Origin of the sequence: Streptomyces olivaceoviridis (assembly GCF_014650115.1) — a bacterium.
Lineage (GTDB): Bacteria > Actinomycetota > Actinomycetes > Streptomycetales > Streptomycetaceae > Streptomyces > Streptomyces olivaceoviridis.
Genome location: NZ_BMUI01000011.1, coordinates 146,758 through 168,620 on the forward strand (window position 1 = coordinate 146,758; position 21,863 = coordinate 168,620).

General features: G+C 66.9%; 22 protein-coding genes, 1 tRNA gene and 1 pseudogene. 7 read left to right on the forward strand and 17 right to left on the reverse strand.

Annotated elements, in window-relative coordinates; translation table 11 throughout:
• Positions 1-43: 43 nt before the first annotated feature.
• Positions 44-117: transfer RNA gene (locus IE273_RS21900), tRNA-Pro, on the forward strand.
• 95 nt (positions 118-212) lie between these two features.
• Here IE273_RS21900 and IE273_RS21905 read toward each other — a convergent pair.
• The 13 genes from IE273_RS21905 to IE273_RS21965 form a co-directional block, all read right to left on the reverse strand.
• Complete coding sequence (locus tag IE273_RS21905; RefSeq protein WP_189816874.1) at positions 213-1,382, reverse strand: site-specific integrase; 1,170 nt, start codon at positions 1,380-1,382, stop codon at positions 213-215.
• Entirely contained in the window at positions 1,382-2,902 is a 1,521-nt protein-coding gene (locus tag IE273_RS21910) for a helix-turn-helix domain-containing protein (RefSeq protein ID WP_189816875.1), read from the reverse strand. The genes IE273_RS21905 and IE273_RS21910 overlap by 1 nt, the downstream gene beginning before the upstream one ends.
• A 103-nt stretch (positions 2,903-3,005) precedes the next feature.
• A complete protein-coding gene (locus IE273_RS21915) occupies positions 3,006-3,311 on the reverse strand; it encodes a SpdD-like protein (protein WP_189816876.1) in 306 nt (101 codons plus the stop codon).
• A gap of 20 nt (positions 3,312-3,331) precedes the next feature.
• On the reverse strand, positions 3,332-3,487 hold the full coding sequence (locus tag IE273_RS21920) for a hypothetical protein (RefSeq protein WP_132788645.1): 156 nt from the start codon (positions 3,485-3,487) through the stop codon (positions 3,332-3,334).
• 14 nt (positions 3,488-3,501) lie between these two features.
• Positions 3,502-3,681, reverse strand: coding sequence for a mobile element transfer protein (locus IE273_RS21925; RefSeq protein ID WP_030339219.1), 180 nt, complete (start codon positions 3,679-3,681; stop codon positions 3,502-3,504).
• Positions 3,682-3,694: 13 nt separating this feature from the next.
• Positions 3,695-4,390, reverse strand: a complete 696-nt coding sequence (locus tag IE273_RS21930) for a DUF2637 domain-containing protein (protein ID WP_189816877.1) — start codon at positions 4,388-4,390, stop codon at positions 3,695-3,697.
• A gap of 24 nt (positions 4,391-4,414) precedes the next feature.
• Positions 4,415-4,627 carry a hypothetical protein gene (locus IE273_RS21935; protein WP_189816878.1) on the reverse strand — a complete coding sequence of 71 codons (213 nt, stop codon included), beginning with the start codon at positions 4,625-4,627 and terminating at the stop codon, positions 4,415-4,417.
• 84 nt (positions 4,628-4,711) lie between these two features.
• A complete protein-coding gene (locus IE273_RS21940) occupies positions 4,712-6,061 on the reverse strand; it encodes an FtsK/SpoIIIE domain-containing protein (protein ID WP_373309380.1) in 1,350 nt (449 codons plus the stop codon).
• A gap of 23 nt (positions 6,062-6,084) precedes the next feature.
• Complete coding sequence (locus IE273_RS21945; RefSeq protein ID WP_189816880.1) at positions 6,085-6,432, reverse strand: SCO3933 family regulatory protein; 348 nt, start codon at positions 6,430-6,432, stop codon at positions 6,085-6,087.
• Positions 6,433-6,625: 193 nt separating this feature from the next.
• Positions 6,626-7,447 (reverse strand): integrase, encoded by an 822-nt coding sequence (locus tag IE273_RS21950; protein ID WP_189816881.1) that lies wholly within the window; start codon positions 7,445-7,447, stop codon positions 6,626-6,628.
• Entirely contained in the window at positions 7,444-8,295 is an 852-nt protein-coding gene (locus IE273_RS21955) for a sigma factor-like helix-turn-helix DNA-binding protein (RefSeq protein ID WP_189816882.1), read from the reverse strand. Before IE273_RS21955 ends, IE273_RS21950 begins: the two co-directional genes overlap by 4 nt.
• Positions 8,296-8,470: 175 nt before the next feature.
• Positions 8,471-8,860, reverse strand: a complete 390-nt coding sequence (locus IE273_RS21960) for an ATP-binding protein (protein ID WP_058081312.1) — start codon at positions 8,858-8,860, stop codon at positions 8,471-8,473.
• 95 nt (positions 8,861-8,955) lie between these two features.
• A complete protein-coding gene (locus tag IE273_RS21965) occupies positions 8,956-9,807 on the reverse strand; it encodes a helix-turn-helix domain-containing protein (RefSeq protein WP_189816883.1) in 852 nt (283 codons plus the stop codon).
• Positions 9,808-10,075: 268 nt separating this feature from the next.
• Between IE273_RS21965 and IE273_RS45535 the strand changes: the two genes are divergently transcribed.
• The 5 genes and pseudogenes from IE273_RS45535 (at position 10,076) to IE273_RS21990 (ending at position 15,557) form a co-directional block, all read left to right on the forward strand.
• The gene (locus tag IE273_RS45535; protein WP_189816884.1) at positions 10,076-11,107 is read left to right on the forward strand and encodes an AIPR family protein; all 1,032 of its coding nucleotides are present in this window, start codon (positions 10,076-10,078) and stop codon (positions 11,105-11,107) included.
• A gap of 5 nt (positions 11,108-11,112) precedes the next feature.
• The gene (locus IE273_RS21975) at positions 11,113-11,850 is read left to right on the forward strand and encodes a hypothetical protein (protein WP_506005261.1); all 738 of its coding nucleotides are present in this window, start codon (positions 11,113-11,115) and stop codon (positions 11,848-11,850) included.
• Between the two features lie 502 nt (positions 11,851-12,352).
• Complete coding sequence (locus IE273_RS21980; protein ID WP_189816885.1) at positions 12,353-13,459, forward strand: RNA-binding domain-containing protein; 1,107 nt, start codon at positions 12,353-12,355, stop codon at positions 13,457-13,459.
• Positions 13,460-13,748: 289 nt separating this feature from the next.
• Positions 13,749-14,000 (forward strand): hypothetical protein, encoded by a 252-nt coding sequence (locus IE273_RS21985; RefSeq protein ID WP_189816886.1) that lies wholly within the window; start codon positions 13,749-13,751, stop codon positions 13,998-14,000.
• Between the two features lie 710 nt (positions 14,001-14,710).
• Positions 14,711-15,557: pseudogene (locus IE273_RS21990) on the forward strand (hypothetical protein).
• A gap of 159 nt (positions 15,558-15,716) precedes the next feature.
• Here the strand turns inward: IE273_RS21990 and IE273_RS21995 are convergent.
• Genes IE273_RS21995 through IE273_RS22010 form a run of 4 tightly spaced genes read right to left on the reverse strand, consistent with a single transcriptional unit; the run spans position 15,717 to position 21,191 of the window.
• Positions 15,717-16,181: a hypothetical protein gene (locus IE273_RS21995; protein WP_189816887.1), complete on the reverse strand. Its 465-nt coding sequence runs from the start codon at positions 16,179-16,181 to the stop codon at positions 15,717-15,719.
• 18 nt (positions 16,182-16,199) lie between these two features.
• Positions 16,200-16,571 carry a hypothetical protein gene (locus IE273_RS22000; RefSeq protein WP_189816888.1) on the reverse strand — a complete coding sequence of 124 codons (372 nt, stop codon included), beginning with the start codon at positions 16,569-16,571 and terminating at the stop codon, positions 16,200-16,202.
• Positions 16,568-20,833: a DUF6531 domain-containing protein gene (locus tag IE273_RS22005; protein WP_189816889.1), complete on the reverse strand. Its 4,266-nt coding sequence runs from the start codon at positions 20,831-20,833 to the stop codon at positions 16,568-16,570. The genes IE273_RS22000 and IE273_RS22005 overlap by 4 nt, the downstream gene beginning before the upstream one ends.
• Positions 20,823-21,191, reverse strand: coding sequence for a hypothetical protein (locus tag IE273_RS22010; protein ID WP_229887321.1), 369 nt, complete (start codon positions 21,189-21,191; stop codon positions 20,823-20,825). Before IE273_RS22010 ends, IE273_RS22005 begins: the two co-directional genes overlap by 11 nt.
• A 312-nt stretch (positions 21,192-21,503) precedes the next feature.
• Here IE273_RS22010 and IE273_RS22015 point away from each other — a divergent pair, with 312 nt between their 5' ends.
• Positions 21,504-21,824 (forward strand): GYD domain-containing protein, encoded by a 321-nt coding sequence (locus tag IE273_RS22015; protein WP_014674007.1) that lies wholly within the window; start codon positions 21,504-21,506, stop codon positions 21,822-21,824.
• Positions 21,825-21,863: the final 39 nt, after the last annotated feature.

Below are 21,863 nucleotides of genomic sequence, written 5' to 3' on the forward strand. Positions count from 1 at the left end.
CGGTGGGCTAAAGTAAACGTCGTCGCCGCGAGAGCAGCGACACCGGGGTGTAGCGCAGCTTGGCAGCGCGCTTCGTTCGGGACGAAGAGGTCGTGGGTTCAAATCCCGCCACCCCGACAGCCAAGTAGCAGGTCAGAGGGCCCTTACCGATTCGGTGAGGGCCCTCTGACTTTGCTGCGTGTCTATCTGCGTGACTATCGATTCCCGAGTGTCTACGAGCGTCGCGGGTCGGCGCCGAAGATCCCGTCCATGACCACGGCACCGGTCTGGATCACGGGCCGGATCTGCTTCCGGTAGACCTCCTCCGTCACGGCGGTCCCGGAGTGGCCGACGAGCCGGGAGATCTCTTCCAGCGGGACTCCCCGGTCGGAGAGCAGGGATACGAAGCTGTGCCGTAGCTCCCTCGGAGTCCACTCGTCGGCGTTGATCCCGTCGATGCCCCTGAGCGCCTGGCGGAAGGCACGGCGGACATTGGCAGCGTCGAGAGGCTTGCCCACGGCCGACGAGAAGACAAGACCGTGTTCCTCCCACTTGTCCTCAGCTGCGAGCCGATCCCAGCCCTGATCTTCGAACTGCTGCCAAAGGGCCTCGACGCAGCGCGCCGGCAGAGCGAGCGTGCGCCGGGACTTCTTGGTCTTGGTGTCTCCGCTCCGCCGTACCGAGCGCCAGACGGCGATGTGCGGAGGCTGCGGCGGGTCGAGATCCGGGCGGCCCTTCAGGAAGACGTGGTCCCAGGTGAGGGCCCGGAGTTCTTCCGTACGGGCACCGGTCAGAAGCGCGACGACGATGTACGCGTACATCGAAGTCCCCTCGGCACCCTTGAGCACGGCCTCAGCCTGGGCGAAAGTGAGCGCCTTGGACGGGCGCCCGGCCTGCCCCTGCGGCACTGAGCACAACTCGACGACATTCCGCTTCACCTTGTCCCGCGCCATGGCCCGCTTGACCGCGCGGTTGAGGCAGGAGTGGATTCCCTGGAGCGTGCGCGTGCTGAGCGTCTTCGCTTTGGTGGCCAGCCAGCGATCTACGTCCTCCGCGCTCAGATCGCGAAGCTTTCGCGCGCCGAGCGACGGAATCACGTGCTTCTGACTCAGAAGCGTGACGGTCTCAACGGTGCGGGGGTCGAGGCCCGCCAACCCGTACTCCAGCCAGTCCGTCACGGCGTCCTTGACCGTGTAGTTGGTGGGCGCGATGGCGAGGCCGTCTTCGTGGTCCCGCAGCACTTCCTTGAGCTTGTTCTTGGCTTCCGTCTTGGTCTTGCCACTCCCCCGCTTCACGATCCGCTTGCCGCTCGGATCAAAGCCCAGGTTCGCCGTAGCGATCCACCGTTGCCGCTTCTCGTCCCAGTGCAGGCCGCCGTCACCGCGGCTCCGACGCTTGGTCATCAGGCCGCACGCTCCATCTGTCCGGCGATGAAGGCGCCCAGGGCGGATGCCGGGATGCGCCGGCATCGGCCGATGGTGACCGAGGGCAGGCGCCGCGTGCGGATCAGGTCGTACACCTTGGAACGGCCGAGCCGTAGACGGGCCATCACCTCGGCAACGGTCAGGAGTTCGTCATCGTGCACGGTCGGGTCTCCTTGTGCGTCAAGAACGGTTGATCGAGAGGGCGAGAAGACGGCTTCCGCGTCTGTCAGTCCGGTTCCGGCGAAGCGCCAGTGGGAGAGGACAAGGACGGTGTCCGGGTCGGGCAGCGGGTGGCCCGCCTCGGCGGCGCGTGCGCGGGCCAAGGCTTCGTTGTGGTCAGCGCGTTCCTGGCGGAGGGCGCCGAGGGTCACGGAGTAGGCCCGGGACTTGGTGGAGAAGTGGCCGCGGAAGCCGAGCATGTGGGCCCACTTGCGCAGACGCAGGGCTTCGAGTTCGGGGAGCCCACCGAGGTGCCAGCAGGTGAGGATCATCCGCCGGGCGTGGTCGGTGACGCCGGAGCCGATCAGGTCCGTGATCGGGTTGCGGACGGGACGGTCCAGGGTGCCGGCGGTCTCGGCGCCCTTGGTGGCGTACTTGGCGATGTAGGCAGCCACGGCCCGACTGGAGAGCTCCGAGCCGCCTGCAAAGTCGGCGGAGCGGATGGGGCGGATGTCGAGCTGAGCACCGAAGCGGAAGGCGTACGTGCGACCGTCGAGGACGGGGCCGGGTGCCTCGGCGAGGCGGACCGCCGAGCGGATCGCGTCGTTGAGAAGTTCGGTCGTGGCCCAGGTCGGTGGGGTGGACTCGGCACCGTCCGGGCCGTCGAGGCGGATGACGGCGTGGAAGTGGACGGCGCCGCGCCGCTGGTACTCGGCGACCTTGGCGTACGACACCTTGAGGCAGTCACGCAGTGCGGTCCGGGTGACGCCCGCGCGGGAGGCGAGCTGCTGGCGCAGGTAGGTGGTGAAGCGGGCCCACAGGGCACCGGCGTGGGCGTTCCAGAGGACGGCTGCCCGGTAGTCGTACCGCTCCGCGTTCAGCGGTGTGCCCAGGGCGGGGTCGTCCTCCGGGTGGGGGCGTCCGCAGCGGCAGCGGCCACCGGTGTGGCGGTTGTGGACGGGGCCGAAGGAGGGGGCGGTGAAGGTGGCGAAGACGCGCGGGTGTTGGGCGACGGCCGGACCGATGCCCTTGCCGCCGCTCAGTCCGGCCGTGACCAGGTGGAAGGTGTCCTTGCGGTACGTCTCGGCGCAGGTGGCGCACCGGGTCGCGCGACGGTTGTTGCAGCGGATGAGGAGCTGTCCGGCAGGCAGGTCGCGGTCGATGACTTCTCGGACGATTTCGCCCGTGGCGGCGTGGACGTCCAGCCGGTGGCCCTCCATTCGTACGGGCCGCTCGCAGCCGCCGAGGCGCTGGATCTGCCGGGCGTAAGCACTCACGTCGCCATGCCGGGCGAGGGCGGCCAGGTGACGGATGGCTTTCATGGGAGCCGGCGGGCGCATGTGCGGGTTCCTCCTTGAGGGGGCACGTGTTGGGGTGACCGCCCGGCCCGCCTGTCCAGGGGGCTAGACAGCAAGGGCAAGCCGGGCGGGAAGGGGCCTTGAATCAGCGGCGGGTGAGCAGGGAGCGGGTGACGACGGCGCAGACGGCGACCGAGGTGGCGGTCAGGGCGACGGCGAGGAGCATGGAGACGAGGACGGCACCGACGACCAGGACCACGGCGGTGCCGCCGCCGACGAGGGCGAGAACGGTTCCGGGGGTGAGCTGGACGACCGGGCGGGATGCGGCAGGAGCCGGGGAGGCCGGCGGCGGGACCGAGGGTGCCGGGGTGACCGTGGTCGGCTCGATGAGGGTGGGAGGGGTGACCAGGCTGGTCGGCTGCGGCATGGTCGGGATCTTCGGCCGGAACATGAAAGGTCGCCTTTCGCGGGTTACTTGACGAGGGAGTTGATGACAGGAGCCAGCAAGCTGTCGGCGAGGAGGTAGCCGCCCAGGAGAATTACGGCGATGAGCCACCAGGGCGGGCGGATGAGCTTGACGCCGAGGACGCCGACGACGAGCAGGGCGAGCCAGAGCGGAACGTCCATGGGGTGGTCTCCTGTCAGGCCGAGCAGCGGTGGGTGCGGGCGGCGAGTTCGGCAGCGGCGCGGGAGTCGTACTCGGCCGAGAAGTCGCAGCGCGGCGCGGTGCAGGCGGCCAGGTGGCGGTTCCTGCCCCGGTCGACGTAGGAGGCGACGTTCACGGGGCCGATGCGGCGGACGTTGCGGAAACGGCGGTGCATGGCGGTGCTCCTCTCAGAGGTGGGCGGCGACGGACGCGGTCATGGACGGGGGCAGGCCGAGCCGGGCGCGTACGGCGTCGGGGTCGGCGGGGCGGCCGGTGGCCGAGCGGTGTTCGTCGGCCAGGGCCCGGACACGGTTGATGAGGACGGGAGGCAGCGCGACGGCGGGGCCGGGTGGCGGAGCGGGGACGGTTTCCGGCTCGGCGGTGGTGAGCTCGGGAACCGGTGCCGGTAGCGCGTCCGGGGCGGGAGCGTCGACGGCGGCCGGTGTGGTGGTCTCTTCCTCAGGCGGGTCGGCGGCCGGCGGTTCCGGGGCCGCCGGCATGTCGGGGCCGTGCGGTGTGTGGGCCAGGAGAGTGCCGCCGAAGAAGGCGACGGCGGGCCAGCCCGCGACGATGACGCGGAGCGAGGCGGGGACGTGGTCCAGGTCGAGGAGTCCGGCGGTGGCGACGTTGGCGCCGAGGGATGCGGCCAGGGCCACCAGGAACCACAGCCGCGGGCTCCCGGCCGCCTGCCCTGCTCGCTGCTGCTGCCTCATCCGGCGCCAGGCGGCGACGAGCAGCAGGTCGACGCTCACGGGGTAGGCCCACGCCTTCCAGCCGCCCTGTCCGGCTGCCGAGGCGAGGTCGTGCAGGTGGGAGAAGGACAGGGCACCCGCGATGACGGCTTGGACGATCACGGCGTCCACGCGGACCAGGTGGGCACGCATCAGCTCGGGTTACCTTCCATGCGGTCAGCCGGCGGACTTGAGCGCATCGGCGCGCTCACGGGCGAGGCGGGCCACCTCGGCGGCCTCGGCGTCGCCGGGCGTGTGAGCCGCGATGCGCTCCAGCAGGTCCGCCTTCCGCTCCATCAGCGCGGCGTATTCGGCGGAGGTGCGGTTCTGGCGGAGCGCGGACAGGTTGGCGATGAGCGCGCTCACCTCGGCGATGGAGGGGCGTGACATGGGGTTTCCTTCCGGTTTCTGGCATGGGCGGGGTAGGGATGTGGCGCGAGGCGGTCACGCCGGCCGTGGAGAGAAGGGGTGCGGCTACTCGGCCACCGGGCGAGCGGTGGGTACACCAGCGGTGGACGAGGCCGGCCCGGCCGATTCGACGGCGACGACGGGCCGGAAGGAGTCGAGCCGGGGCAGTTCCGGCACCAGGGCGGCAGTGTCTCGGCAAACGGCAGCCGCCTCTTCGAGGGTGAGACGGGGCGAGCGGACGCGGGACCAGCCGCCGGAGGAGTCGCCGACGACCGCGACACCAGGCCGTTCGGCGGGGATGGAGGTGGCGGCCAGCGCGGCCTCAGGTGAGATGTCGGCCAGCGCCATGTTCGCCGACGCTTCGTCGTTGACGCGGTGGCAGACTCGGCCTGTCAGCTGAGCGCGCAGCATGGTCGCGCCCTTGCCGAGTTCGGCACCGAAGCGCTGCCCGCAGATTTCAAGGTAGATGCCGGCCGCGCGGCCGAGCTGGGCGAGGCGGATGAGCTTGGTGACCATGGCGTCCCGCCGCTTCTCGTCGTCCTTGTTCGCGGCGAGGAAGAGTTCCGCCACCTCGTCCACGACGACCACGACCGGCACCGGCCGCACCGTTTCCGGCAGCCCCCACACGTCCGAGGTGAGGGTGGCATCCGGACCGGTCCCGCCACTGAGACCGATGAGCCGGAACCGCGCCTCCATCTCTTCCACCAACACGTCCAGGAGTTCGTTCGCACGGTCCGGGTCGTCGGCGAGCGCCGACAGCCGGGGTGCGAACGGGGCCAGTTCGACGCCCCACTTGCAGTCGATCCCGACGAGCACGACCCGTTGCCGGGCCAGGCCACACAGGAGGTTGCGCAGGTAGACGGACTTGCCGGACTGTGTGGCGCCCAGGATCAGTTCGTGCGGCACGGTGCGGAAGTCCCGTACGTGCCAACGGCCGTCCTCTCGTAGGGCCAAGGGCAGACAGAGGGGGCCGGTCGAAACCCGACGACGGGCGGGGCGTACTTCGGCGAGCACGTCCCAGCCGACCAGCCGCAGTTCGAGCCACCCCGGTTTCGTGGGGCGCACGTACACGGCGTGGGCTCCCCAGGCGTGCCGCAGTCGGTCGGCCGAGGCGGTGAAATCCTCGGGTGCCTGTCCGGTCGCCATACGCAGCCGCATCACGAGGCCGGATCCGGTCGGCAGCGGGAAAGTCCGCCGGGGCGGTACGGGCGCCGCCTGCCGCCCCATCATCCGGGCAGTGGCCCGGCGGACGGCCGAAGCCGGAACCGTCAGGCCACACGCGTCCATCGTCGCCCGGTACGAGATGAGCAAGCGGAGCGCGACCACGGGATACCCGACCAGCCACCAGAGCACCACCGGCGTGCGGCGACGCACCACCAGGAGCACGACCAGGACCAGCAGGACCGGTAACAGCACTCGCACTGTATCGACCACGGCGATCAGCCCTGCGCCGCGACCGGAGCGTCGACCATGACGGCATCGGCCCGGTAGGCGATGCCGTGACGGGCCCGCCCGCCGAACTCGCTTTCCCAGGGGCGGGCCACCAGTCCCGACAGGATGACCGGTGCTCCCATGGCGAGACCGTCTCCGATGCCCTGCTCCGGAACAGTGACCTTGATCATGTCCGAACCGCCGGCCGCGATGAACACCACCTCCAGGGTCATGAGCCGCTGGTTGGTCACGGGGTCCACGGCGACCTCACCGGTCTGCCGGTCCCTGACCTTCACCTCGGGCAGCTTGGTGACGAGCAGCGTTGCGGCCGAGGTGTCCACGGGGATGACTCGCATCAGTACCTCACTGAGTTGTCGGCGCCTTCGGTGATCGGCGCCACTCGAACTGGATACCCCCCTAGACAGCACAGGGAGGCGACCACCTAACTGTCTAGGGGGGTCGACAGCAAACGTAACCGACGCCCCGTCAACTGTCTAGGGGGGTATACGAGTGTGGGTGAGTCGCCCGCCTCAACCTCTGGCGAACCCGCTACGCCAGGGACCAGTGAAGGACGGTCGCATCGTCGTGTGCCTTGCCACGGGGCCAACGTCGACCGTCAGGGTCGCCGGCCTCAGCCTCACGTACGCGGCGGATCAGCTCATCAGGTCCCGACGAGTTGAGGAGCGCCAGGGTCTCTTTCCAGTCGGCCAGCTCGAAGCTGTCGACGAGTCGTGTCGCACCATCACTCAGCAGTGTCACGGAGGCGAGCGAGTCCACAGGCACCGTCCCGGCCAAGGCGTGATCGGCCGCCTCTGGCGTGGGTCCGGCGATCCAGAACCCGCCCGGCCGGTTGCGGAGCCCGGTCAGAGCGTCCCGGTATTCCGCGAGCGCGGCGGAGTGTTCTGATGAACCGGTGGGCAGTGTGTCGACCGGTCCGCGCAGCCGCTTGCCGACTTCGTCCAGGCGCTGGTCGGTGATGGCGGTGGCGCTCCCGTCGGTCCCGGCGAGGAGCAGTGTGGAGTCTCCCAGGACGAGATAGTCCAGAACTCCCGCGTGGGCCCGGACAGCGACGACCGTGCTGGTGGGACTGGCCCGGTAGGTCAGGTCGCACGTGTCTTCGTGCAAGGAGCGCACGGCCCGGATCGAGTCGGCGAGACAGTCGGTGAGCGGCCGGGCGGGGACCGCCGCGATGGTGCTCAGCAGCAGTCCGCCCAGCGTCGAGGAGAACCATGCGATGCCGTGGACACATCCGGTCTCCGCACCGGCCACGCCGGCGCCGTCGAGGAGAACGGCCGCACCGAGACCGGCAGCGGCGAAGTCCTCGTTCGCCCGCGCCGGTTCGGCCGGTTGCGACCCCAGGGCGACAATCACGCCGTTGCCTCCTCTTCGTGCAGGTAGAGGGGGCAGAGCAGTTCGACGGATTGCGGTTCGTCGGTCTCGGGGTCGTATTCGACACTCACCAGCGTGGAGAAGTGACGTTCCCCCACCTGCCCCCAGAGTGTGTTCAGGTCCGAGGTCAGCAGGTGGACCACACCAAGGGAGCCTGCGGTGTGGATTCCGGCGATGGCGAGTACCGAGCCGTTACCGTCCGGCCGTGGCAGTCGGCCGAGGTATCCGACGTCATGCGGACGACGAGGCTCGATGTCGGCTCCCGCGTTGTACCTCGCGCCGGTCCGCCGGTCCACCAGAGCCCATGGTTCACCTTCCGGGTGTTCCCAGCCGAGTACCGGGTCCTGGGCGTACAGGTCTTTCATCGCCTCGGACATACCGGGCCCGCAGACGACGATCAGACCGTCACGATTGAGATCGACCTCGCCACTCACGAGAACGTGACCGGAGCTGACTGCGAGCCCGTAGGACTTGGCCAACTCCTCCAGCCGCTTGCCCGAGTTCATGTCGGCCATGGCGACGACCGGCCGCTTCTTCTCGGCGTCCCATCGCAGCGGAGTCACAACAGTGACGGCGCCCATACCGAGGAAGGCCCCCTCTGGCGCCGGCCCGGTGTGCCGGATCTGATGAATCCTTCCCCGGCTCAGGCCAGCCTTCTCTGCGATCTGCGCATAGGACAGCCCTTGCGCGTGGAGGTCCTGTACCACACGGCGACGGAGCCGGGCGAGTTCGGTCACCTCTTGCTGCGCGTCAGCCAGCCTCTTCGTGACCTCACGCAGAAGCAGATACGGATCATCGATCGCGGTGATCCGTTGCAACTCGTCCGACATGGTTGCACCTCCTGGAAGTACCCAGGAGTCTAGGGCCCTAGACGGAATGGGCGGGAGGCGCCGCCCTGTATGAACGCCGATCACGAAGAACCGGGACCTCCGGCGAGGGACACCCCGCGGGCTCACTCATCACCGCCAGCGACGGGGGCCCGAAGAGACATCGCACTCGACGCGCTCACGCACTCGCTCGCGCCAGTTCAGCCCACACCGAGCGCCCGTCGCGCCAGACCGTGTAGCCCCAGTTCTTCGCGAAGGCTGCGATCAGCCGGAGTCCACGGCCACCCTCTTCCCGGTCGGTGGCATGGCAAAGGTGCGGCACCAGCTCACCGCCTTGGTCGACCACCTCGATCCGCACGACATCGTCGCCGAGGCCGACGATCACGAAGAAGCGGCCACCGTCCGAGCCGCTCAGCGTGTGCCGCAAGGCGTTGGTCGCAAGCTCACTCACGACCAGGACGGCATCATCCACCGGCCCGCGATCGGCCAGCAGGGATGCGACGAAGTGACGAGCATGGGGCACCTCTTCTGGCAGGCCTTGGAAAGCACGGCACCACTTGGTGAGCACGGGGACTCCTCCGTACGTCTAGGGGGCTAGACAGCGCAGCGGCAGAGTATTCCCATGGGCACACGGTACGCCAGGCATTCAGAGGAATTATTCCTCTAAGGGGTGAGGGAGTCTCCGAGGTCGCGGAACTCCTTCATCACGAGCAACAGCAGTTCTCGCACCTCAGAACCGAAGACCGCAGCACGCTCGAAGTGAGCAAAAGTCTCCTGGTAGGCAGCCAACTCCTCAGTGTCAGTGGACACCCGCTCGCTGTCGAACGTCTCCACCACGACCGCCCGCTGGTCGCACAAGGTGAAGCCATGACGCGGCAGCACCGGCACCGGCCGGCGCCAGGGGATTACCCCGAGCTGTACCGTGCTCAGGCTCTCGACGGCCAGGAGCCGGTCAAGCTGAGCAAGCATCAGCGCGGGAGTTCCCGGCCAGGTCCGCAACACGGCCTCCGTGAGAACGAACACCGACTCACGCCCCGGCTCGTACAACACGCTCTGCCGGTCCACACGGGCAGCAACAGCCCGACCGACAGCCTCGGGCGTCGACCGGGGCGCACTCTCGAAGACGTGCCGGGCGTACTCCGCACTCTGCAACATGGCCGGCAGAACGACGCACTGGAAGGAGCGCACCAACCGCGCGGACCGGACCGCTTCATCTACCGCCGCGCCGGCCCCCGTTGAGTCGTCCGCGGCCGAGCCAGAGTCGGTGGCGGCCATCACGGCGGCCAGGAGGTCGCGTAGCTCGCGGCTGGTCGACTCGTCCAGGTCGAGGGCCCGCGAGAGCCTGTCGAGCACGTCCGGGCTGGGGACCATACGGCCGGTCTCGACCTTGGACACGGTCGGTTGTCCCACGCCAGCACGCTGCGCCAGCACAGCACCGGTCAGGCCAGCCTGTGTACGAAGCACTCGAAGACGCGCTCCCAGCGCCTTCATCAGCTCCCGCCGCTCAGTCCCCATGCCCAGGGTTCTACACCACGAGACAGCAGGCGCCGGTACTGCCAACCACAACGATCAGCAGCCCGAGCATGATTCAAACTTTCTCTACTGGTTCAAGGCGGCTCGCTCCGCTCCCCGCGCGCGGCCCGGCCCCCGGCCGGGCCTGCGCTCCTGTCTCCGCCCCGCTCCAGCCCGGCCGGCCCCCGTACCGCGCGGACAGCAATCAGCCGCTTGCCGTAAAAAGTCATTTCACTGGTCGGTCTACAGCCCCGGACGCTACGATCTGCGCATGACTGGACAGGTTCCGAGTAAGTCGTCCTCCATCGCGGCATACGCCAGCCGTGATGACCTTCAGCAGTACGGCGACAATGGTCTGATTCTTTTCGCTCTTCAGCTTAGCCTCGGAATCGAGGACATCCAGTCCGTTGCCGCCACCGCTCTCACGGACGGCAGCAATGACAAGAAGTGCGATCTGGTTTTTGTGGACACTGACCGTGAGCGCGTAGTAGTTGGGCAAGCGTACTATTCCGGCAAGGAGAAGCAGGAAGCACCGGCCAATAAGGCAAGCGACCTCAATACGGCGGTCACCTGGCTTCTCAAAGGGCCCTTGGACGGCTTGCCCGAGAATCTCCGGTACGCGGCAGAGGAGGTAAGGGAAGCCTTTCAATCCGATAAGGTTCGTGAATTCGATATCTGGTATTGTCACAACCTTCCGGAATCCCTCAACGTCCGCTCGGAGCTTGACCAGGTGGCTCATACCGCCAAGGCATTGATTTCTTCCGAGTTCCCTAAGGCGCGAACCACTTCTATCGCCTCTTCAGAGATCGGCCTCAATCGCCTAGAGGAGTTCTACACCAGGACGAAGAATCCGATTTCGGTAACGGACTCCTTCACTATCCCGATCCAAGGTGGCTTTGAAGCCAACGGGGCCAAATGGCGCTCTTTCTGCACATCAGTTCGCGCCTCTTGGCTGCGGGATCTATGGAAGATTCATGAATCCGATCTGATGTCTCCGAATGTTCGGGATTATCTAGGGATCGTCCGCTCTGAACGTAACATCAATTACGGGATAAAAAATACCGCTCGCGACACTCCCGATAACTTCTGGGTCTACAACAATGGGCTAACCATCCTAGTTAATTCCTTCTCTCACACGCCTGCGACAACTGGAAGTGAGGCAACCCTAGAGATCTCAGGGCTTGGGATCATCAACGGCGCACAGACCACCGGGTCGATTGGCACACTAACAGATAGCGAAGCCAGCAACCTTGATGAGACCTGGGTTATGGCCCGGTTAAATGCGACGATCCAGAGGTACTAGGCGAGATCGTCAGGTATAACAACACCCAAAATAAGGTAGAGGCGTCAGACTTCCGCAGCAAGGACGCCGTCCAAGAGCGATTGCGCCAGGAATTCTCCACCATCCCCGACGCTGACTACAAGGGGGGCCGCCGGGGAGGTACTCGGGATGCTATCGAGCGATCAAGGAATCTGTTGCCAGATTCGACAGTCGCACAGGCTCTTGCAGACTTCCACGGAAAGCCGAACATCGCCTACAACGACACCCGCCGCATCTGGGATGAAGATGGCGTTTACGCCCAGTTTTACAACGACAAAACCTCCGCGCGCCACGTATTGTTTGCCTACTCGCTTCTGCGAGCCATCGAGGCGGCAAAGCTAGAAATCACACAAATCTCTGAAAATGGCAGGACTGCGGCTCAAAATCGCCACATGACGTTCTTCAGGCAGCGCGGCGCTATTCATCTGATGGTGTCCGCTATCGCGGAATGTCTTGAGACCGTATTGGGATCCGCAATCCCTGATCGCTTTTCGCTCCGCTTCAAGGACTCAATCAGTCCGAAAGTCGCCGAGGAGAAATGGCGTCCCATCGTGGCCGCCTGTTTGCCGTTCGCCCATCAACTGAATGAAGCCGTTTCTGGCGGGTTGAAGAACGCGGACCGCGTAGCACTAGCAATCACCAATTTCCAAGCCATGGTGGAAGCTACAGCGTCTTCGAACGAAGATAACTTCAGAAGTTTCTCAAGCGCGGTGGAATTCTCTTAATCGAGCGCCGTTGGAGGTTGCAATGGCAGGCAGACCGCCGCGAAACTCTTAGAATTCCCAGGAGGCGAGAACACCCCAGGTCAGTGGTCGGACCGCCCTGATAGTCACAGCGGGCTGCGGGCTCGGGCACCGTCGTCACGGAGCGGCCGTCGCGACTCACTCTGGTCGACGACAGCAGCAACGTGGCGAAGGTCGGTGGGGGTACTGAAACACACGCGCGCCTGGTCGGTCGGCGCGCCCGCCATCGTGGCTGACTGTCGTCGGCTGAGGTTCGTGCCACAACCGTGCCAGATGCAGGGGACAGCCACGGGCAACGCCGGTGCCTCACGGTCAAGTACCCGCCCCCTTCCTCGGCCGGCGAAGCCGCAGCTCAGCCCGCAGATCACCCCTCCTCTCCCCTAAAGCGGTGGTCGGAACCGTGTTAGCCGGTTTCAGCGGTTGCTCAGATCGGAGTTGGAGCTAAAGCCCGTGTCGCCTGACGCCCGCGGCAGTAGGGTGAAGCATGCTTGAGACGCTAACAGAAGACGCACTGCCTGCGCTCTTGCCTTCCCAGGAAGAGTATTTGCAACGTCTGTCTCTAATCTTCCCTGCCACTTCTGCCGGCGCACCGCATGGCGCGAGTCCGGGAGCCGCAGCTGTGGTCTTCGTAGCCCTCTATGTGGGTTCGATCGACGGCGTGCGGCCAATCAACATCGTGACCGTCACCGCGATGAGCGACTCAATCGCTGCTCGACGCAGTGACATGGACCGCCGAGCCTACTACGAGGCGGTAACGGGGCCAGGACGCGCGAGCGAGGTCCAACGGCTGTGTGAGCAAGCTGGCTATCCCCGCGGCACTCCCTGGTATAGGGACAACGCGCGCGAGTACCTGCGTACAGGTCCGGTTGCGGCGCTACGAACGACAGGTGCCTTGCTAAGCGCAAGCTTGCCCACAACCTCCGCGCGCCCCAGATATTCCCTCGACTCTTCCTTTGCGGCTCTCTTCGCACCAGAATTGTCAGGCGACTCCCTGACCCTGGCTATTAAAAAGTGGCAGACCAGCGTCCACCAAGTTACGCCTCCACCCGTAACAGAGAGTCGTTTTACACTACCCCAAGCCTACTCGGCAATTGTTTCTGGTAACCCAGGAGCATTGCTGGGGCGTAAAGAGTGCAGTTGGCTTGACGTTAAGAGTCAACCTTACAAGCTGGGGAATCCAGCAGCTGAGGAAGAATTCTGCAAAGATGTGGCCGCGTTCGCCAATTTACACGGAGGACTGCTAGTCATTGGATTTTCAACAGCGGCGAAACAGGATGGCGAAATCATTGAAGCCATCACCCCAATTCGAACTGCAGAGATCAATAGAGAACAATATCGAAAGATCCTGCGCAGTCGAGTCAAGCCATACATTCGCGGCCTTGAAGTTGAATGGCATCCTATTGATTCCGAGGCTGGCATTCTGGTGATCTATATCCCGCAGCAACCCGACGCTCACAAACCGTTCATTCTGTCCAGTAAGCGAGATCCAGCAGCCGTTAAGTGCCCGATCAGGGACGCTGATGGAACGCACTGGCTGAGTGCCGAAGAGCTGGCAAGATACCTATCCCTCGGCTGGAATACAACACGGTAGCAGGAGCGTTACACCCGCATGCCGACCACGCCAAATGATCGAAACCCCAGTCTCCGATAGAGGGTGCGGGGCGAGCAGGACGTGCCATAACCGTGCCAGATCAAGCGGGGAACCACGGGGAACGGCGGGGAACTCAGCCGACAGCCAAATGGGCCACGCCGCCGCTCTGTCGCAGGTCAGCTGAGCAATCGCCCGTGGAGAACCCAAGCTTCCCAGGGCGAGAGCCTTGATCCGTCGAGGCCCACGGCAGTGTGGTTCCCGACCATGGCGCGAGGGTAGTGACGTCGACGTGAGCGATGACCACAGGGAAGACCTACGCAGTCTCGTCAGCCACTTGGGCGGCGATATCCGTGACGCGCACTACCGCCCCGCGTACGACGCAGCCGCGAACGTCTGCTCGGGCATCTTCGACGCGATCCCCGTAGACCTTCATGACGTCGTACATGAGGCAATCATGGCCGGATATGCAGCCGCACTGAGCGATCTGGAAGAAGGCAAGTTGGACGATCAAGTTCGAGAGCGGTCCGAGATCATCGAGTGAGGCTCTTTCCTCGACGTACTCACCCGCGTACGCCCGGTTCACTCGATGCCGACGGCTATGCGCCCTGCCCTGTGTAGGCAAGGTGACTCAGGCTGGATGCACGGATCCCAGGCGGACCAACGGGAGGGGGAAGGACCGTGGCTGAGTGGAAGCAGGGGAAGTGCGGTTGGCCGACGGACCGAGGTAGCTGCCGCAACAAGACGATGAAAGGCACGTCGCGTTGCTACCGCCACCAAGGTGACTGGACGAAGCGCGGCCAGGCTGAGCTGAAAAAGAAGGCGAGCAAGCGCCGCAAGAAGTAGGCCGGACTCGCGGGGCGAGTGTCTAACTGCGTGACAACGCCGTCGAACATCGGCGGACGAGCGCGGACGGTGGCGGACCATCAGCGCAGGTGAGCCGCGGGTCAGCCCAAGGCCAAGGCTGCTTCCAATTTGCTTCGGGACGAAGAGGTCGTGGGTTCAAATCCCGCCACCCCGACAGCCGTAGCAGCAGGTGATCACCTACGAACGTTCGTAGGTGATCATCTGTTTCTGTGTGCGTGGCTATCCGTGCAATCACCACGGCACCGACATGGGTCACGGGCCGTGCCTGGTCAAAGGCCTCGGTGATATCTTCCGGCATGGCGGGGTAGGGCTTGGCTGGCCGTGGTCGCAGCCGGCGTTTCCGGTGAACGACATCACGTGGTCTCGCTGCCCCGCTGCCACGGTCGCGTGTATGACGCTCTCGGTCTCCGCGAGTCAGGCAGTCGACCTGTTGACGAGGTTCTGGGCCGCGTCGCGCGGTATCTGCGGGTGCTCTTCCTCCCGGATACGGCGGTACGCAAGCGCCAGTCCGTGGGAGCCCGGACAGACCGCGAGACCTGGGTCCGCATCGAGCGACGCCTGCTCGGAGAGATCACCGATCAAGGATGGAACGGCGCGGAGTGCGCCGCCCGCTTGGATGGGGTCGCCCAGCCGGCATGGCGGGGTGCCTCGTCTGGCGCGACGCGAACGAACCGGTGATGTGGCGGGCCGACGAAACTGACCTCCTGCCCGCCGCGCCGGCCGGAAACGCCATCCTGAGTGAGGCCCCGGAACTCTCGGACGAGTGGTGGGATGGGTTGAACGCCTCTCTGGAGGCGCTGGCAGCGCATCGGGCGAGGCGGGTCGCCACCCCTGACTTCGAGATCACCACCCAGGCGTCGGTCACCGAGTCCATTCGCGCTGTTTTTCCGTCGACTTCGATACGACCGTCCAGCGTTGGGTGCCGGCCCACGCCGACCTGACATGGGCCAATGTGACGGCCCCGGAGTTCGGTCTCTTCAACTGGAAGGACTGGGGGAACGCCCCACAAGGACTGGACTCCGCTTCCCTGTGGGGGAGCTCGCTCGCCGTCCCGTCTCTGGCCGATCGTGTACGGCAAGAGCGTCGGCGGGACTTCGAGAGCCGGGACGGCAAGCTGATGACGCTGTTCGTCTGCTCGAAGATCCTCGAACCGTACGCACATCCGGAGGATCCTCGGTTGGAGCCCGCGCGGCGCATGGCCGAGCAGGTCATTGAGAAGCTTCAGGCGGACTGATCACGGGGGCGGTTGCGGAGTAGCCTGCCGTACTCCTGGACGGTCCGCTCCTCAACCTGGCCTGCCAGGGCCCGGCCACGTCACGGGGTCACGGGAGCGCACGCGCGAGTGAGGTGCGGCACGGCCGGCCAAGGACCTCTGAGCGGGCGACGATCCCGGTCACCCCTCAACTCGCGTCCCCCACACGGCGTGCAGGTCCTCGCAGCGCACGGTGATCGACGCTTCGGTGAGCGCGATCTCGTGCACGCAGCCGCCGTCCTCGTCGGGGACGATCTCGTCGAGGAGCACGGTGTCGACGAGCATCCAGTCGACGGCATGCGCATAATTGATGGAGAAGTGTGTCACGCCTGAGTAGCTGATGCGCAGGCCGGAACCGTGCTTGAACTCGTAGGGCGCGAAGTCCAGGATCAGCCGTCCGCTCTTGTCGGTCGCCGGACGGATCGCGGCCAGTTCCAGGTCCTTGACGCACCGGTCGGCGCGGGGCATGTCGTAGTGCCCTGGGTCGGAGGCGAAGGCCCAGGCGCCCGGCGGGAGTACGCCACGCAGGCGCGGAAGCTCGGCCAGGTAGGCGGACGGGTCCAGGAAGAAGCCGGAGCCGTGCCAGTGGGTCTCAACGAACCTCAAGCCGGGGTCCTCTCCGGCTCACCGCACCGTCACGGTGACGAGGCCGGGATCCGGGAGTTCCGTCGGAGCGGTGTCGCCGTACCACGAGAACTCCAGGGCCGAGAGCCTGCCGTCGCTCACCCAGACCAGCAGTTCGCCGAACAATTCGCCGGAGTCGTCCGTGACCGTACCGGTGGCCGGAATGATGCCGTCCTCGATTCCCGCTTCCGAGACACCGGGGGGCACGTCCAGATCGACGCTCGGGGACTCGCTCCCCCAGGGACGGGTGACACGGGTGTGCGCCAGCTGGCTCCTCAGCTCCCGCGCGCCCGGGAACTCTGCCGAGAGGAGCTTGACGAGGACGCGCTGTTCGAGGGGGGAGAGCGGTCTGGTGGCAGGGCGGTCCGTCATGGTGTCTTTCCTGGGAACTTGTCTTGGATGAACGCGGTTCCGACGCGGGGTATCCCGTTGACCATGGCGCCGCGAATGGTGACCGTTTCTCCGTCGATTGTACGGTCGACGACGAAACCACCGGATTCCGGTAGGTCGTCGCTCTCCCCGAGGCTGTTGACGATGCGCCGGAACGCTTCGGAACGTCCTCCCGAATTCTTCACGATCTCCTCGAAGCCGTGCTTCGGGGGATCGATGACGTGTTCGAGCTTCCGCGGCGTATTGTCCATCTCGAAGGCCTTGTCGAGTGCCTCCTGAGCGCACTTCACCAATCCCGTCGGGTCGATCCACCGGAAGGGGTTCAGCAGGTACGCGTGATGGTTCGGCGCGGGATCAAGACCGAGTGGGTCGGGCGAAAGATAGCGTGCGGTTTCCGGATCGTAGAAGCGGAAGTAGTTGTAGTGCAGCCCGGTTTCGACATCGTGGTACTGGCCGGGGAAGCGCAGGGGGCAGTCCACGGAGCCGGTCTCCACCCCGGTGCCGATCGGCGTCCCCCACAGCGAGGTACGCCGCCGCCACGCCACGGCACCGTCCGCCGTGACCAGCTCGGTCGGTGTGCCTGCCGCGTCGGTGACGACGGCGTGGAAGCGAGGCGCGTGACCGGCGGCGGTCTCCTCCGCCAGCCGGGCCAGGAAGGAGGTCTCCGCGGCGCCTCCGGAGGGCCGGTGGTCGGTCTGGGCCAGCGGGCGGTGTGTGCCGGGGGCGTATTCCCAGGTGGTCGTCGTGCCGTCGGGTGCGGTCTGCTCGGCCAGGCAGGTGTCGTCCCAGGTGAACTCCGTGCGCTCGACGGGGGAACCGTTCTCCGCCAACCGGTACTTGGCAATGCGCCGGCCCAAGGGATCGTAGGAGTAGCGCCAGCGGCTGCCGTCCGGCGTGACGACCTCCGTCAGGCGGTCCTCGGCGTTCCAGGCGTACGTCCAGGTCCGTCGCTCCCCGTTCAGGAGCCGGCGGGTCTTGGCGACGAGCCGCCCCTGGCCGTCGTGGTCGTACGTCGTGCCGCCCGAGCGGCGGATGACCGTGCCGGTGAACTCCCTGTCACCCGGACTCTCGTGCGCGGGCGCGGCGGCGTGCGACACGTTCCCCACCGTGTCGTAGGCGTAGGTCTCGGTCCAGCCCAGCGCCCGTACGCCGGTGACGCGGCCCGTGGCGTCGAGGTCGAAGCTCCGTGTCCCGGCCGTGAGTTCCCGGATCTCGGTGAGGTAGCCGTCGGCCCGGTAGGCGTACTCCCGATACTCCAGGAGGCGGCGGGCCTCGCCCGCGACCGGTGCCGACGTCAGCGACTGGACGGCGAGACGACCGGCCGCGTCCCAGCTCTGGGCGAGGGTCACGTCGGCACCGAGACGGCGCTCCGTCTCACGGCCGGCGGCATCGTAGGCGAAGGACAGGCTCCCCGCGAAGGAGTCCAGCGCGGTCGGACGCCCCGCCGCGTCGTACGTCCAGCGAGAGGTCAGGCCGGAAGGGGTGGTGCGGCGAATCCGCCGTCCCAGGGCATCGTAGGCGTGTGTCGTCGTCCGGCCGTTCATGGTCTCCGACAGCACCCTGCCGAGCGCGTCCCGCCCGTACACCAGCTCCGCCTCCGGGCCGGCGGCGCGCGTGAGATGACCGGTGGGGGCGTACGCGTACGTCGTGACGTCCGCTGTGCCGCTCCGCTGTTCCAGGATCCTGCCGAGGGCGTCGCGGGTGAAGGCCGTGGTCTCTCCCGCACCGTTGGTCCGTGACAGCAGGCCGCCCACGGCGTTGTGCGTATACGTGACGGTGCGGCCGTTGAAGTCCGTCTCGGCCACGAGGCGACCGGCCTCGTCGTAGGTGTACGACCAGGTGTGACCCAGCGGGTTGCGGACGGCCGTCAGGCGGAGTTCCGTGTCATAGGTGAACTCGTAGTGCGCCCCGTTCGGGTCGGTCCTGGTGGCGGGCACGTCGAAGTGGTGCGGGGTGTGCCGGGTGGTGTTGCCGGCGGCGTCCGTGTGGGAGAGCAGGTTGCCCTCCCCGTCCCAGGACCAGGTCTCCCGGGCCCTGTCGGGATGTTCGCGCCAGGCGGGTTTGCCCTCCGTCGTCCAGCCCAGGCGGGTCTGGCTCCCGAGCGGGTCCGTCACCTCGACCACCCGGCCGAAGGAATCCCGGCGGACGGTCGTCGTGTGGCCGAGTTCGTCCGTGAGGGAGATGGACAGACCTGCCGCGTCGTAGGCGACCGTGCGGGTGTGGCCGAGGGCATTGGTGATCTGCGTCGGCCGGCCCGTCGTGTCGTACGTGTAACGGGTCTCCGCGCCGAGCGGGTCGATGGTCGTCAGCAGGTTGCCCCGCTCGTCGTACGTGTGCCGCCAGACCGCGCCGCCCGGCTCGATCACCTCGGTCGGCAGCCCGAGCAGGTTGTACGTGGCCCGTGCGACCGATCCGTCCGCCAGGGAGAGTTGGACCAGGTGCCCGGCGTCGTCGTAGGTGTACCGGGTCGTGTGGCCCAGCGGATCGGTCACCGCGACCGGATGGGCGCCGTACTCGTCCCACTCCGTGCGGGTGACATGCCCAAGTGGGTCGGTCTCCTCCACCACCAGGCCCTCGGCGTTGTACCGGTGGACCGAGGTGTGGCCCTGGGAGTCGGTGTACGTCGTGGTGCGTTCTTCGTCGTCGTACGTCAGTGTCCCGGAGAGGATGCCGTCGACGCCCTCGGTGCGGACCACCCGGCCCCGCTCGTCGTAGACGTACGAGAACCAGGTGCCGTTGCGGTCGGTCCAGCGGGTGACGCGGCCCTCGGTGTCGTAGGTGAAGCGCAGGGGCTCGTCGCTGGAGTTGATGATCTCGGTGAGGTTGCCGGCGGTGTCGTAGGCGTAGCGCATGACGACCGTGCCCTCGTCGGGCGCGGCGGACGGGCGGTAACGGGAGGGCGGCTCGTCCAGCAGGCGCAGGGCCGTGATGCGCGGGCCCTGGGTGTCGACGGCGACGTAGTAGCCGCCGGAGTGGCGGATTCCGAACGGGATGCCGTCGTCGTCGCGTTCGACGTCGATGCGGTTGCCGTTGCGGTCGCTCCAGGAGTCCAGCGCCAGGTGGAAGACGCCGAAGGACGGGGAGGGGACGGGGGCGGCGAAGGTGCGGGTCACGCCCGTCGAGGGGTCGGTGACCGTCATCGCGCCGTCCGGTTTGCCGTCCCATTCCAGGGGCCAGCGCGGGCCCTTGGCCGGCATCGTGGGCACGCCGGGCTGCGGCACCGGGTAGACCAGGCGCATGCCGTCGGCCGCGGCGAAGACAACACCCTCGCCGTCGATCTGGAGGCACTCGTCCAGGGTGGAGATCCAGGTCGGGCCGAAGCAGACGCCACCTCGGTAGGAGGAGAGGTGGGTGCGGGTGAACTCCAGCGGCAGACTGCCCGGCAGGGTGAGATCGGTCTGCGTCATCAGCATGGCGCCGGTCGCCACGTCGATCGGCTCGCCCACACACGGGGTGCGCTCGGCGTTGCGGGCGGCCGGGCCCAGCTCCACCAGGTCGGGGCGGAGGGACGGCGGGCGCAGCAGCAGGGGCGTGGTGTCGGCCAGCCCGCCCTCCATGCTCGCCTTCAACAGGCCGCCGCCCGCGCCCAGCGCGCCGCCGAAGATCATGCCGTCCTTGGCGGCCTGGTTGACCTCGTCCAGGCTGAAGCCGTGCTGCAGACCGGTCGCCATCTTCAGCGGCTGGGCCACGGCGAGGTCGACGGCGACCGATTCGACCCCGCCGAACGCGGCGGCGACCAGGGTGCCGGCGGCGATCTCGGCCACCGTCGTGGTGACCGCGATGCCCATGGTGGCGCCGAACTCGATGACCGCGTCCGCCGCCGCGACCGCGGCCCCGGAGGCCAGGCCCGCGGTGAAGAAGGCCAGCGTCACCCCGCCCGCGATCACGGCGGCGTCGATGCCGATCTGCGTCCAGAGCTTGTTGATCGCGTCGTCGATGGCGTCGGCGAACTTCTCCAGCGCCTTGGCCATCTCCCGCGACGACTTCGCGAGGTCGCTCAGCCAGCCGCCGTCCTGGTCCTTGGCGTAGCGGCCCCAGAACTTCTCGAACGCCTCGATCGACTCACCGGTGTTGTTGTGGATGATCGAGGACGCGCTGCGGTGCACGGGAGCGCGCACGTCGTCCACCGAATCGGCGAAGGTACGCCAGGCCTTCGCGGCGTCCCTCAGCTTGCCGGAGTCGGCCTCGGGCCACCACAGACCCAGCTTCAGAAGGATGTGGCGGGCCTTGTCCTCAACGCTCACCGGCACCGTCGCTCTGCTTGCCGGTCTTCACTTGCGTGAACATGCCGGCGATCAGCTGGTCGTTGTCCACGTGCCCGTCCGACAGGTCCACCATGGCCTCGTGGATGCTCGTCAGGCCGAGCACCAGGATGCCCGCCGCGCTCTCGATCTTCTTCTGCTGTGGCTTGTAGGCGTTGCCGAACTTGTCGCCCTGCTCGTCGTGGCCCCAGGGCTCCCCCAGGCCGTCCAGCGTCTGGATCAGCGTGGTCAGCGCCTTGCTCAGATCGATGGCCCCTTGCTGGAAGGCCGGTGCCGCCGCCTTGATGTCGGCGGTCTTGATGTCCAGCACCTTGCCGGGCACCTTGCCGTCCCCCGTCACTGTCGCCTCCCCCGGTTCGCAGCTGCGGCTTCCGACCATAGGGCAGACGGGTAAAGGAAGTGTCAGGTCGACAGCCTGCGCGCGTAATGGTGCGCGATGGTGCGCGTCGAGTATTCGTCGTCTCCGACTCCTCCTAAAGCAACCGCCGACCGACGTCTGAATCCGCGACCGTAACCAACCTCCGGTGGCCACTCAGCCGAGGAGTAAAGACGTTCGGCTTCCGGGTGAATCAAGCCGTTCGGTGAGTGGCGACCCGCGTGGCAGCGGGTAGGCCATGGTGCTGTCGGACAAGCAGCGGACGGGAGCAGCCCTATGCCGAAGTTCCTCATCCAGGCCACCTACACGCCAGAGGGCACGAAGGGGCTGCTCAAGGAAGGCGCCAGCGGCCGGCGCGACGCCGTCGACCGAGTCGTCGCCGACCTCGGCGGGACGGTCGAGGCCATGTACTTCGCCTTCGGGGAGGACGACCTCGTGTGCATCATCGACCTGCCCGACCCGGTGTCGATGGCCGCCGTCAGCCTCACCGTCAAGGCCAGCGGCGCCCTGTGCACCCGGGCCACTCCCCTCCTCACACTCGAAGAGATCGACCAGGCCGCCCGCCGAGAGGTCGCCTTCCGCGCTCCGGGCGCGTAGGCCGGAAACGGCCTGGCGGGGGGCGTGCCAGACCGTGCG